Here is a 12,690-nt window from a genome sequence, read left to right as displayed (position 1 = left end):
GGTCGAGTCTTGACTGGTTAGGGCTGTGGTGGCGCAACGTTTAGCTGACAACCGATACGACCTGTAGGAGGCCGAAAATGCAGTTACTGAGGAGAAGAGCCACGGGCATCGAGTGCCAATCTACCCACCTCGGTGCCCTCAAAAATAAAGCCCTAGACCAGCTGAGGGTCGAGTCTTGACTGGTTAGGGCTATGGTGGTGCAGGTAAGACCTGTCGGCATCGGCTGACAGTCTAGCAGCGGGCCAGGTTGCTTTGAAAGAGCCTGGCTTTTCATGTCATTAAGGACAGATAAGCCCACGGTGTTGATGATGAAAAACCATGTGCGTTAGCCCGCAGGCGTCTGGATAACTTGGTATCGGAAGGGTAGAGCTCGTAGCCAATATGCAGTCCGTTATATTCGCCCTATTCTTGATCTTGATCCGCGTGGTTAGTTGGCCTAGGCCGACAGCATCAGTCTGTTTATGACAGCTCAATCCCCAGACGCTCCTTGAGTACCTGCTTGCCGTAGGCTTTTCCCAACTCCAGCATCAGGCTCAGGCTCGCGCTCCCAACCTTTTCGATGCCCGTCTTCGTCAGGGTCCAAACCTCGGCGTCGCGGACGGTGTCGAGAAACTCATGGCCTGTGTAGGTCAAACGCTTGGGGAGCCATTCGAGACCGTCATCGGTACTGAGATCCTCTCCCACTATCAGTCCAGCTTCGTGCAGTAACATGACATGGTAGGAGACATCCAGAGTCTCTCGACCTTCCAGATTGAGCTCAGTCCATCCCAATGGATCTTCATTGCTAGCTTCGACAGCCAGCAGGATTTCGCGCACCAGGTCTTTTTCAAGCTTCATGGGGGGATTCCTACATGTGATAAAGGGCATTATCACATGTAGGTGCGTGAGACCGACCTGGGAGTTTTCCTGGGAGAAACTCTTCACTCGTCTGAGCTTTTTGCTATGCTCATATGAGTATTTGATCATTAACTCTTTTACTCTTTGGTGTCCAATGAAGGTTATAGCTGTGTTGAACCAGAAAGGCGGGTCGGGGAAAACAACCATAGCCACCCATCTGGCACGTGCCCTGCAACTGGATGGTGCCGATGTTCTGCTCGTGGATTCAGACCCTCAAGGTAGCGCCCGCGATTGGGCGGCCGTGCGTGAGGATCAACCACTAACCGTGGTCGGCATAGACCGTCCGACCATCGACCGTGATTTGAAGAACGTCGCCCGCAAGGACTTTGTTGTGATCGACGGTGCACCCCAGGCGGCAGACCTGGCTGTGTCGGCGATCAAGGCCGCTGACTTCATACTAATTCCGGTGCAGCCCAGCCCTTACGATATTTGGGCGACCTCTGACCTGGTTGAGCTGGTCAAGCAACGTATCGAACTCACAGATGGTCGCTTACAGGCTGCTTTTGTGGTGTCGCGGGCTATTAAGGGTACTCGAATTGGTGCGGAAATCACCGAAGCTCTGATTGGTTACGGCTTACCTGTCCTGGACTCTCGTATTACGCAGCGCGTCAGCTACCCCGGTACAGCGGCTGCCGGCACGACTGTTCTTGAGGCAGAACCGGAAAGTGATGCCGCTAACGAGATTCGTGCCCTAGCAAATGAGATCAAGCAAAAACTTCTTTGAGTATTTGAGGTAATAAATTAATGAGTAAAAACACTGGTGCGCTCACAGCCGGTCGCCCAAGCGCGAGGAATAAGGCAGCCACCCTCGCCAGCCTGTCAGATGACGCAGAAATGAAGCGGGTCAACTTTCAGCTTTCAGCCGACCAGCACACCAAGCTAAAAATATATGCGGCCAAGCAAGGCAAAACGATCAAGGAGCTGCTGACCGAGTATGTCACAGCGCTTCCTGAGTAATTGATAAAATGAGTAAGTGAGTTTATCAGCGGGATTTGTGTGACGCTCAGTGGTTTCCCAGTGGGAAATGACTAAAGATTCCGGGTTAAATAGCTACTGTGGTTTTTTGATTTAGCTAGTTATGATAAAGCTAAGCTTTTTTATGGATTTAGTCTTATGAAGCGTGCTGTGGCGGAACCTGGGTCATCCAAGAAAAACGTCACCAAGTCGAATGACCTGGTGAAAGCTGCTTACAAGCTGTCCCTGAATGAGCAGCGCTTGTTGTTGGCCGCCATTTCTCAGATTGACCCACGCAAGCCAATGCCTCGACCTATTTCGATTACTGCCCCTGATTTTTCAGAACAGTACGGCATCCCGCTCAAGCACGCCTATGAGGCTTTGAAAGAGGCGACGTCGTCGCTTTATGAACGCGATGTCAAAACATACGATGGTCGCTACAAGAGCCGCTTTCGCTGGGTTGACCGTGTGGACTACCTGGATGGTGGGGGGGAGACGAAGCTTTACTTTACCGTCCACGTACAGCCATACCTGGTTCACCTGAACAAAAGCTTCACGACATATGAACTAAAGCGAATCGCGGACCTATCTTCTACCCACTCAATCAGGCTGTTTGAGCTACTACAGCAGTTCAAAAGTACGGGCTTCTATACTGTCAGCGTTGAGGGCTTCCGGGAGCTGCTAGAGCTAGGACCGTCCTATGAGCGTTACAGCAATCTCAAGCTCAAGGTGCTCAATCCAGCCATTGCTGAACTTCGGGAGAAAAGCGGCCTCCTTATTGAGCTAGCGACAGAAAAAAAGGGGCGGGCAATCAGTAGGCTCATCTTCAAATTCAGGGATGACGATCAAATGCGGCTCAATTTCCCTGAACCTGTGGATAACAGCCGGAATCCTTAGTCTTTTAACCCGGAATCTTTAGCTGGTTACCCGGAATCCTTAGTCTTTTAACCCGGAATCCTTAGTCACTTAAACGCCAAAGCCCTTATCCCACGCGGCCTACAGCGATGCTAAAAACAAGATTAAAAACAAGAAAAAACAGGTTTAAAAGCTCTCCCGCGTAAAAGCGAGAATAGGCCCACTCGAATAGCGCCCCTCCAGTCGCTATAGGCCGAAAAAACCGCACTCCCCTACAAAACCGTGCAACGGCCTTTCGCTCCTTCGCGGCGCTGCCTACGGCATGCGCGCTACGCGCGCAGGTTATCAGTGCCAGAGCCTAGGCTCGATCTTGTCCGGTCAACGTAGGTAGGTCTCAGTTATCTCAGGCCTGAAATGCCCAAGTTCCTGGGACACGACGCGCTTGGCCTCTTCACGTGGAAGGTAGCGTTGCACTGTGCTCAATCGCTCCTGGGCGTAGCTGTGTCTGAGCCCATGCGCCCCTTTTGACCAACCAAGAGCTGCTTTGGAGGCCGCACCAAAGGACTTACTCCAGGGCTGACCACCACCGAGTCCATAGTGCTGTTGATAGTGAACGCCTCGATCCGTGGCTCTGATGGGTTCTACAAGGCGTATTGCTTCCAGGCGTTTGGCCAACGTTATGGGAATACGAACTTCACGGGTCAGGCCACCCTTGCCGTAAACGGTATAGCTGATAGTTTCGTCACGGATACCAACAAACTTCAGGGCATGTGCTGGACGCTCATCCGGTGCCTGATGATGGATGCGACGCAGGGTAAGCAATTCATGGGCACGTAGGCCTGCTGCATACGCAATCTCAGTGGCCAAAGCATTGTGTTGGGACTGTCTGGCTACGATCAGCGCAATCTGGTCACGGGTATACAGTCTCGACTCCTCTGCTAGCCGCCTTCCCAGTGTTGGCTGTCCAAGCTTCCCAGTTTGGGATTTCGGGGCAGTGCTTCTGATGACTTCCAGGGTTTTACCTGCTTCCAGTAGATGAGTGACGTGTTGCATCATCGACTGGAGGGCTTGCCGCTCCATATCCAACGTTTTCTGGCCTACAACAGCTGCGCGCTCGCGCAGGTAGGCCAAGGCACTGGCAGGCGTCATATCCCGCAGACTGCCCAGCCGCTGCTCCTGGAGATAGGTTGTGATCTGTTTCAGGCGTGACTCATAATTGCGGACGGTGCTTACCGATTTGATACGGCCACCCTGCAGTTGCTTCATCACTGAGGCAGCCTGTTTTGCCGGTTTAGCGAACTTAGCCATCCTGTCGGTTTCGGTGCAGCCAGCGATTTACTGTTGAACGCTCGACAGTAACCCCCTTTTCAGCAAGCCAGATTTGTAGCTGGGTGCCGTTGCATCCGGCGTGATCTAGCGTCAATAACTCGTATTTGTGTTCATCCAGCACTGAACGCCGTTGGGCGTAGGTCCGCGGTTTTCGGCGTTCCTTGGACAGCGCTTTGAGTCGGGCGACAACCGCTTCGACGTTGAAATGCTCCATTTCGGTTTCCCTTTTGTAAGAACAACTGACCGCATCGACGGTTCAGCGACACTCCCGCTTGCGCGATATCTCTAGTGCCTGTTCGCCCCCCTTTGCACTGGTGTGCAGGCGGGGACTGATCACGCCTCCTGATTTACGAGTCTGGTCTCGGTCTTGCCGTTTAAGGTCTGGCTCGCGCGACCTGATGCCGTTTACGGTTGGCTCTCCGTGTCGATTGCCATCGATACGATGACGTATCAGCACTCGACGTGCGGGGGGCCTGACCAACGAATTACGTTGATTGGCCCCCCTTCCACCTATGCCCTTCGGTAACGATGACGTCACATTAGAGCGCCGGGTAGCTCGGTTTCGGCAGACATAGATTACAAGGGGGCAGTGGATTCTGCTAGCTGAATTATGTTGCGTTAATATTGGTGCGTTAATTTATTAGACTTCTTAAAACCCCGCTATGTACTAGCAATTTATTGCGTTACATAGCGGGGTTTATTACGTTTATTCACGCTACATTTATTACGCACATTGGCAAAGATGATTGTGAAAACCCTACAAAATCCACTGATAAACCATTCGGGGGCCTCAAGGTCCCGTCAGGGGGATTTATGAGACCACAGGGTCATGCTTGGGAAAGCCTTTGGATGGCACTGGTAAACCACTGCGGTTCATAGCGACACCTTTGCGGAACCACTGAGATTCATCCTCCCACCACTGAGATTTCACTCAGCGCCCTTTGGGCTGGCACTGCCAATCACTCAGAGGCTTTCGGATATCTCGGAAAACCCACTGGGAATCCCAAGAGTTTCACTGCCGGCATGCACGATTCACCGAAATGGCGTTGCGACTCCTTTGGCAGACCATCGCGGCACCTTCAGATCCCAACTGGGAAACTGACGATTTTGTGGTTCCGCGATGACACACCTCGACCCACGGTTAACGTTTGCCTCTCGAACGAAATCTGAGGTGTGAGATGAAGTGGCTGTGGATGACGTTTTTCTGTGGTGGATTGGGGCTTTGGATAGGTTCACATCGCTGGCTGCCGCTGTGGAGCATTGTTGCACTGACGGTGCTGGGCATCGTTTTGTGGGGCTGGGCGGTGTGGCTGGAGCATCGGGAGGGGACAGACCATGATGAACGCTGATCTAGATGAGCTAATGCTCGTCAGTTGTCTCTGTCCGGAGCTGGTCTGGTCGGAATCTTCGACACGGTCTGTGATCGTTGCGAATGATGGAACAGTGTTGCGCCTGTACTGGATGCCACTGCTGTTGTGGCTGGATCCGTTTCGCGCTGAATTATTCGTTTCTGAGCTCAATAATAGGCGGAAGGCAGTGACGGCAAAATGATGTCTTTGTTTGAGAGGTGTACTTTGGGTTACCGCTCTCATCTGCTCTCACAGGACGCTAGGAAACAGCGTCATCGATAGAACGAAAGGAATGTTATGCGTACTTTTTTCAAGTTAGTGGTAGTGGCTGTTGCCGGTGCAGTTCTTGCTGCCTGTGGGGGTGAAGACTTCACAGGGGCTTACCGGCTTAAAGACTCAGATATGAAGGTGAAAATAGTTCTCAATATTCATGGTGATGAAGCCGAGCTCTTTGCGGACGATGGAAAAGGCGGTATCAAATCATTCGGTAAAATGAAGGTATTGGTAAAAGATGGAAAACTTCTTCTTGAGGTGAACGGATCTACGCGCCTGGCCATGAAGCGTAACGTCGATGAGCAAAGCCTTGATTGCCTTAACTGCAAGGTAATGAGCCTGAAGAAGGACGATCTGGTTTGGGAATATGACCCTAAGGGGCCATATGACGTAGATCAGATGCTTAAAGAGCAAGCCCGTAAGAACGAGGAGGCGCTAAATGCGGGGCTGGAAAAAATGCAGCAGGAAGCGATGGAGCAAGGGCGACGTGATGCACAAGCCCCGAAGCTGACACCTTATGAAGGTGACTGGGTCTATCAACGCACCACGAAAAAAGACCCGCTGACCATTATGACCATCTGGCGCAAAAGCCAGATCAAAAGCTGGTCGTTCAACTTTGAGAACATGGATTATCGTCTGGGACACGAGGTTCCAAGGTTCGAGGTCACGGACGCTGGTTTGAAGATCGGCGATGGTCCCCAAGCTCACCTGTACACCCTCAGTGCGGACACAAAGATACTGACTTGCATGGACTGTGCGAAGCCGGAGCATTGGGCCAAAGCTGATCCTAAGAAGGATCTCAGTGACCGTCATTACGCCCGTCAGATGGCCGGTAATCCGTGACACCCTGGTAGCAAAGGTCAAGGCAACTAAAGGCGCCCAGTGATCGCCAGTCAGCACAAAGCCCCGCACTTTGGTGGGGCTTTTCTTTGGGCCAAAAAAAACCGCCCTAACCGAAGTTAGAGCGGCTTTCCCAGTCAGTTGCTATTCCAGCCAACTTTCCCAGTTGTCGCGGATGAATTCGTAGATGATGTTACTCACCAACCGGGTCACCAACCCTTTCAGAATATTCGGCTTGCGCGTCATACTTAAGGCCTCTGAATCGACCTTACCCCCGGCGCTTTTCCGGAACACATGGCAGCCTTCGGAACGTGTCAACGCTTCCAGTGAGGTTCAGTCGGGTTAAAGGGCCTCGGGTTTAATCCGCGCGGCTTCCTAGGTCCGCGCCCTTGGTCCTGAATTCGTTAAAGCAACCCGACCCACATCACGTTTCACATGGACTGAGCGCATCTTACCCGAAAATACGGGAAGGCCAAGACCAGATATTAAGGATGTAAGGTGAAACTCATTGCATCCATCAGCGCGCCAAGGTGCGCACGCTAGCGCGCCGCGCTACGCGCTGGCCTCGATAAAAATGTGCATAGATTGCGCAAAGCCGCGTAACCACTGGGCGCGCCACCCGCGCGCCACGGCGCAAAAGCATTGCGCGGCAATAGTGGTCTATGTAAGATAATAACTATGTCAACGCTTCCAGTGAGACGGTAGAAAGGCCCCTAACCGGACTACCAACGAATAAGCCGCCCTCCTAAGGCGGCTTTTTTGTGCCCGTATTTTTCGCGCGTTAACCGTCACAACTCGACCACAAAGCCACGCACGCCGAGCCCTTCAGCAAAGCGACCAATCGCCGCCAGGCTGGCCCAGGTGCGAATCACTTCGCGGCGTGAGCGCACCGGGATTAGCTGAGAGTTCGGCGCCCCAGGCGCACCGATAACTGCCACTTCGTGCGCCTGGCATCGCGTCTCACCACAAACTCCCGCACCGCGGTTGCACCAGATGCAGCAGCACGTCTTAGTGGATAGGTTACGGAGATTGAAAAGTAGACCTGTGGTCAGGACTAAAGGTCGCAGTTTGCGCGCTAACCCCCTCACATTATGACAGGTAGGCCAGCCCTCGACCCTCGGCGCCCTGCAGACGCAAAAAAGCCCACACGATGTGGGCTTTTTTTGTGAGCATCAGCTTAATAAAGAGGCGTAATTGAGCTAAACCTGCGATGTTTTTTGCTGAGTAGAGGCCGCTACAATAAATCCTTAGGATTTATTGTAGCGGCCTTTAAACCAAAAATCAAACTAGCCCCGCAAAACCTAGCTTTAACTTGACTTACCCACTCTTTCCCTATATACGTCCTTAGGACGTATATAGGGAAAGAGAAAAAACTCAACTCAAGGTTGGTGCGCACATGATTTTGCTCGAAGAAGCACTCATGGCATGGGTACTCAATGAGTACCCATACTCGGTAATCACGAAAGAAAAGCTATCAGAACAGATATACTTATTTTATCTTCGAAAAGAATATAATGGTGAAAAAATAGGCACCATTAGGAAAGCCCAGGCTTCTCCAACAGAATATAAAAACAGTATAGGTAAACTAGAAAGATCTGGCGTAATTGTAAGTATTGGAGAGGTTTCACGCTCTGATCTATATGGAGCAGACTATCTAAACAATAGCTACATTATAAGTGGTAAGCGTGAATACAGTGCCCAAGAAACAGTGTGCACTATATATCCATATGCGTACCTTTCAAAAATAAGCGCAATGGAATGGTATGGTATTACCGATAAAATCCCAAAAGTAATTAGAATTACCTCTTGCTCACCTACATTGTGGCGTACGAAATCATTAGCTGATTTACGTATTGAAAATTCCCCTTTTCTAGAGCCAATGCATTTCATCCCAAAATATCCAAAAAATGCCAATATCTCTGGAAAAGAAATTATAGTCTCTACAGAAACAGACTACATAGAGCCAGTAACCGTAAGAAATAGCCCTGTGAAAGTTTCATCCATAGGGAAAACATTTATAGATATGCTTAGAGCTCCAAGTGAATGTGGTGGTATCGACCATGTAATAGATACATATATTGAGTACGGTAAAAAATACTCTAGTGCAATAATAAAATCTCTAAAGGATCATGGTCGTAAAATTGACATTGCTCGTACAGGGTTCGCTTTACAAAAAATTTCAGGCGTTGACCACCCTCAATTGACAGAGTGGCAATTAGAATCACAGCGCTCAAGAGGTAGCTCAAAAATATTAGTACCAGGAGAACCATTCTCCTCGATTTTTGATGCTGATTGGTCACTTTCACTCAATGCGGAGATAGCACAGCAATATGGAAATTGATATTGAACAATGGGTCGAAGAAGCCCAGCCTGAGTACCTTCTGGCTAGGCAAGCCACTCACATAATTCTTAGGGCTATTTCGTCAAGCGAATCCCTAAGAACCAGTATGATTATAAAAGGTGGAACACTTCTAGGGATACGCTATGGGAGTACTCGATTCACGACAGATATCGATTTTTCGACAGAAAAAAAGCTATCGGAAATAAATTTAGATGAGTTCGAACATACGTTAAACGAATCAATGGACGTAATAGAGTCCGAATTAAACTATGGCATAAAATGCCAACTGCAATCATATCAAATCAAGCCAAACCCCAAGGGAACTTTCCCAACAATTAAGGTGAAGCTTGCTTACTGCTTAAGAAGCAATGCAGCTCAAATGAAGCGTCTTGATGATAGGAATTGTCCTTTAGTTATTGTTATCGATTATAGCTTCAACGAAAAGTCATATAATGTAGAAATGCTTCAGCTTGGCGATAGCGCTGAAGAAATTCAAGCGTACGATATTTGCGATCTTCTTGCTGAAAAACTAAGATCTATTTTGCAGCAAGCAGAGCGAAAACGTAATAGAGAGCAAGACATATATGATGTGAATTACTTGATTAATACAATTCGCACGCTGAGTGAAGACGAGAAGTCAAAAATCCTTCGTTCCTTACTTAATAAAAGCATCGGCAAAAACATTGATAACCTTCTCAATGTAGATGGTATTGATGATCCTGAAATTAAAAGACGTTCCTTTGAGGGGTACGCCGCACTCAAAGATACAGTAGAACATTTACCAGATTTTGAGGAGTCTTACGCGACTGTATCCCATTTCTTTAAGTCACTACCATGGGGGGTCGATGAGTCAGAAAAGGCGGAAGATATCTCCAAATAAAATCACCTAAGTGCAATAATTTTCCGTAGCTAATCATTAAAAAAACTAACGATAAAAACCGTTATCACTAATTTTAAAGCAGGATGCTGATGAGCAACTCAGACCCCTTTCAAATACGCGATTCCTACATCCGCATCGATACAATGTCGGATACCTATGCGCGTATTGCTGAAAACGCCTTTTCTCGTTTTCTTGACGACGCTGCTGATCCCACCCCCCTGTTTTGCCCGCCTCACGATCCCTCAGGCGCTATGGATCGCGAGGACCGAAAAGCCGTAAACGGCATCAAGACCATCGTCTTTTCAGCCATGGCAATCGAAACGGCTGTTTTTGACTTAGCTGCCATCCAGCTAGGCGACAAGGTGGCCACCGAGTACCTAGACAAGATGGATCTGATGGGCAAATGGATGATTGTCCCCCGACTCATCTGCGGCCGCTCCCTCAGGGAGGACGGTCCTGCGGTCAATAGCCTCAAAGGGCTAGTCAAAGCACGTAATGCACTGGTGCATCATAAATCTAGGGAGTGGGACAAGGCGGGAAAGGCAGAACGAGCCATGACGGATAGATGGGCCATATTCGAAAAAGACCAGGTGCCCAACGCCTTCAAGACACTGGTTCTGCTTTCGCTCGAAGTCGACGCCGTGCTGAAAACCTTCCTGGGCGCCCTTCCCTTCTATGGAAAAGAGATCTACACCGACTCGCCGCGTCATCCTCGCGTAGAAGAAGTCGTGCAACGTTGTCGTGTGATCCACCAAAAAAACTGGGATGAGGCTTAGATGTCCGAGCTCGTTATTCAACCTGAACGCCGGCTCACTGCTGCAGAATTCCAGCAGTTGGCCAGCGTACCGGCCGCAATCGAGTGGTTCGCCAATATCGACAACCCGCGTACGCGGCGTGCTTACCAAGGCGACCTGGAGGACTTCTGCAGCTTTGTCGGCCTAGCCTGCGCCGAGGATTTTCGCGCTGTAACCCGCGCCCATGTCTTGGCCTGGCGCGCCCAGCTGGAAACCCGAGGCTTGGCCGGGGCCACCATCCGACGCAAATTGGCAGCGCTATCCAGCCTGTTCGATCACTTGTTGGAGTGCAACGCCGTCGCCGGCGGCAATCCAGTACATGGTGTAAAACGGCCAAAGATCGAAACCAATGAGGGTAAGACCCCGGCGCTCGCGGACCACCAAGCCAAAGCGCTGCTAGAGGCGCCCGATCCGACGTCTCTTAAAGGCCAACGTGATCGGGCAATCTTGGCGGTGCTGCTGTATCACGGACTGCGCCGCGAGGAGGCTGCTCAGCTGATGGTCAGCGATATTCAGGAGCGTCGCGGCATCCGGCACCTGCAGATCCACGGTAAGGGCGGAAAATTGCGCTATGTGCCTCTGCACCCCGTGGCCGCCGAGCGCCTGCACACATACCTCGAGGCCTCAGGTCATCACCAGGAGCACACCAACGCGCCGCTGTTTCGCCCGCTGCGCGGGCCGAAAACGGGGAGCGGAATTTCAGCAGAAGGAATCTATGCCCTTGTCGGGCAGTACGCCAAGGCCGCCGGGATCGCCGTGGCCGGGCTGGGCGTGCACGGTCTACGGGCCACTGCTGCGACCAATGCCCTAGAGCACGAGGCCGACATCGCCAAGGTCCAGATGTGGTTAGGGCATGCCAATATCAGCACCACGCGCCTGTACGACCGGCGCGGCCAACGGCCCGAGGATTCACCAACCTTCAAGGTCCACTACTGAGGGCCTTCCGACGCAAAAAAAGTGAAAAATGGGTGGCTGGCACACTTCGGCGTGCCCCTCTTCCCACACCCTACACCCTACAGCACGGCGAGCACATACAGCACGCCGAGTACATTCAGGACATCGAGCACCGAAAAACAACACTAAGGTTATGAAATTAATCATTTTTTTATTTTAAATTGCGTGATATCGCGCAATACAACTAATTGAACTAGGCTAATTCGTGTAATTGAGTGCCATGTATCGTTCATTCGCGTGCATGGTAATGCGCGATATTGGCGTGTAATGACGGTTTGCCATCGTCAACGGATGCCGGGAAACTGGACCCAACAGAAAACGGATAAGGGCTGCACAATGGCCAACGTAAAACAGTCAGCAAAACGCCGCTTAACGATGGCGGAACGTGCTCAGCAGCTGATGCTGGTCCACTTCCCTAACATTCACGAAGCGTTGATATGGACGCGGAAAACCCACGACGGCTTCAGCACTATTCCTCGTACTTTGCCCATTGCCATGCAGATTATTGACGCCGAGTCAAAGGGACAGCCGGCAGGGCACGTGCTGTTTTGTCTATGGGCGCGTATGCCCGATCATTCGGTCATCACGATCGAGAACCCCAGCACGTTTGCTGCTGAAGCGGGATTTCTCGGGGAGCGGGCCGTGGACACCTGGCGTCGTCGGATGAAGAAGCTCCGGGAGCTGAACTTCATCATGACCAAGCCAGGCGCATCCGGCGAATTCCACTATGTAATGCTCATCAATCCTAACGCTGCGGTCGAGTGGATGCGCAACCACAGCAAGGTTCAGGATGGCCTGTATAGCCGCTTCATCGAGCGACTCCCCGAGATCGGTGCCTATGGTGATATCGAAGCTCTCCATGCCTATTGGGCCGCGCTCAAGGCCGCAGAGATGGCGGCGGCTGAAGTTGCTAAGCAGACATCGAGCTCCTCCGTACTGGACGAGCTGGCCCCAGCTCCACCCACCAAACCCAAGCGGATCAGGAGGACGAATGCTAATGCATAGGAGAATATGGGCCGTAGAGTGCCAATCCATCCACCTCTATGCCCTCAAAAATAAAGCCCTGGACCAGCTGAGGGTCGAGTCTTGACTGGTTAGGGCTGTAGTGGCGCAACGTTTAGCTGACAACCGATACGACCTGTAGGAGGCCGAAAATGCAGTTACTGAGGAGAAGAGCCACGGGCATCGAGTGCCAACCTACCCACCTCGGTGCCCTCAAAAATA

The 12,690-nt window shown here is 51.1% G+C and carries 13 protein-coding genes and 1 pseudogene; 10 read left to right on the top strand and 4 right to left on the bottom strand.

Annotated elements, in window-relative coordinates; all coding sequences use genetic code 11:
* Positions 1-459: 459 nt before the first annotated feature.
* Positions 460-837 carry a DUF2513 domain-containing protein gene (locus ACP7A4_RS22515; protein WP_426248416.1) on the bottom strand — a complete coding sequence of 126 codons (378 nt, stop codon included), beginning with the start codon at positions 835-837 and terminating at the stop codon, positions 460-462.
* 154 nt (positions 838-991) lie between these two features.
* Here ACP7A4_RS22515 and parA point away from each other — a divergent pair, with 154 nt between their 5' ends.
* The 3 genes from parA (at position 992) to ACP7A4_RS22500 (ending at position 2,748) form a co-directional block, all read left to right on the top strand.
* Entirely contained in the window at positions 992-1,621 is a 630-nt protein-coding gene (gene parA, locus ACP7A4_RS22510; RefSeq protein WP_426248415.1) for a ParA family partition ATPase, read from the top strand.
* Positions 1,622-1,641: 20 nt separating this feature from the next.
* Positions 1,642-1,854: a chromosome partitioning protein ParB gene (locus ACP7A4_RS22505; protein ID WP_426248414.1), complete on the top strand. Its 213-nt coding sequence runs from the start codon at positions 1,642-1,644 to the stop codon at positions 1,852-1,854.
* Between the two features lie 156 nt (positions 1,855-2,010).
* The gene (locus ACP7A4_RS22500) at positions 2,011-2,748 is read left to right on the top strand and encodes a replication initiation protein (protein WP_426248413.1); all 738 of its coding nucleotides are present in this window, start codon (positions 2,011-2,013) and stop codon (positions 2,746-2,748) included.
* A 336-nt stretch (positions 2,749-3,084) separates the two neighbouring features.
* Here the strand turns inward: ACP7A4_RS22500 and ACP7A4_RS22495 are convergent, their stop codons facing one another.
* Both ACP7A4_RS22495 and ACP7A4_RS22490 read right to left on the bottom strand, forming a co-directional pair.
* A complete protein-coding gene (locus ACP7A4_RS22495; RefSeq protein ID WP_426248411.1) occupies positions 3,085-4,014 on the bottom strand; it encodes a site-specific integrase in 930 nt (309 codons plus the stop codon).
* Positions 4,007-4,249, bottom strand: coding sequence for a hypothetical protein (locus ACP7A4_RS22490; protein WP_426248410.1), 243 nt, complete (start codon positions 4,247-4,249; stop codon positions 4,007-4,009). Before ACP7A4_RS22490 ends, ACP7A4_RS22495 begins: the two co-directional genes overlap by 8 nt.
* A gap of 964 nt (positions 4,250-5,213) precedes the next feature.
* Between ACP7A4_RS22490 and ACP7A4_RS22485 the strand changes: the two genes are divergently transcribed.
* Both ACP7A4_RS22485 and ACP7A4_RS22480 read left to right on the top strand, forming a co-directional pair.
* Positions 5,214-5,384, top strand: coding sequence for a hypothetical protein (locus tag ACP7A4_RS22485; RefSeq protein ID WP_426248408.1), 171 nt, complete (start codon positions 5,214-5,216; stop codon positions 5,382-5,384).
* 297 nt (positions 5,385-5,681) lie between these two features.
* A complete protein-coding gene (locus tag ACP7A4_RS22480; protein WP_426248407.1) occupies positions 5,682-6,500 on the top strand; it encodes a hypothetical protein in 819 nt (272 codons plus the stop codon).
* Positions 6,501-7,285: 785 nt separating this feature from the next.
* Here the strand turns inward: ACP7A4_RS22480 and ACP7A4_RS22475 are convergent.
* Positions 7,286-7,527: pseudogene (locus ACP7A4_RS22475) on the bottom strand (hypothetical protein).
* Positions 7,528-7,893: 366 nt separating this feature from the next.
* On the opposite strand from ACP7A4_RS22475, the gene ACP7A4_RS22470 reads away from it, so the two are divergent.
* From ACP7A4_RS22470 to ACP7A4_RS22450, 5 genes are all read left to right on the top strand, one after another.
* Positions 7,894-8,838, top strand: a complete 945-nt coding sequence (locus ACP7A4_RS22470; RefSeq protein WP_426248406.1) for a type IV toxin-antitoxin system AbiEi family antitoxin domain-containing protein — start codon at positions 7,894-7,896, stop codon at positions 8,836-8,838.
* Complete coding sequence (locus tag ACP7A4_RS22465; RefSeq protein WP_426248404.1) at positions 8,828-9,718, top strand: nucleotidyl transferase AbiEii/AbiGii toxin family protein; 891 nt, start codon at positions 8,828-8,830, stop codon at positions 9,716-9,718. Before ACP7A4_RS22470 ends, ACP7A4_RS22465 begins: the two co-directional genes overlap by 11 nt.
* 89 nt (positions 9,719-9,807) lie before the next feature.
* Positions 9,808-10,494 (top strand): hypothetical protein, encoded by a 687-nt coding sequence (locus tag ACP7A4_RS22460; protein ID WP_426248403.1) that lies wholly within the window; start codon positions 9,808-9,810, stop codon positions 10,492-10,494.
* Positions 10,495-11,448 carry a tyrosine-type recombinase/integrase gene (locus tag ACP7A4_RS22455; protein WP_426248402.1) on the top strand — a complete coding sequence of 318 codons (954 nt, stop codon included), beginning with the start codon at positions 10,495-10,497 and terminating at the stop codon, positions 11,446-11,448.
* Between the two features lie 354 nt (positions 11,449-11,802).
* Positions 11,803-12,471, top strand: a complete 669-nt coding sequence (locus tag ACP7A4_RS22450) for a hypothetical protein (protein ID WP_426248401.1) — start codon at positions 11,803-11,805, stop codon at positions 12,469-12,471.
* Positions 12,472-12,690 lie beyond the last annotated feature (219 nt).

Origin of the sequence: Pseudomonas sp. TWR3-1-1, assembly GCF_049896545.1 — a bacterium.
Taxonomy (GTDB): Bacteria; Pseudomonadota; Gammaproteobacteria; order Pseudomonadales; family Pseudomonadaceae; genus Aquipseudomonas; species Aquipseudomonas weihenstephanensis.
The sequence above is the reverse complement of the archived record's forward strand: the minus strand, read 5'-3'. Positions and strand labels throughout refer to the sequence as shown.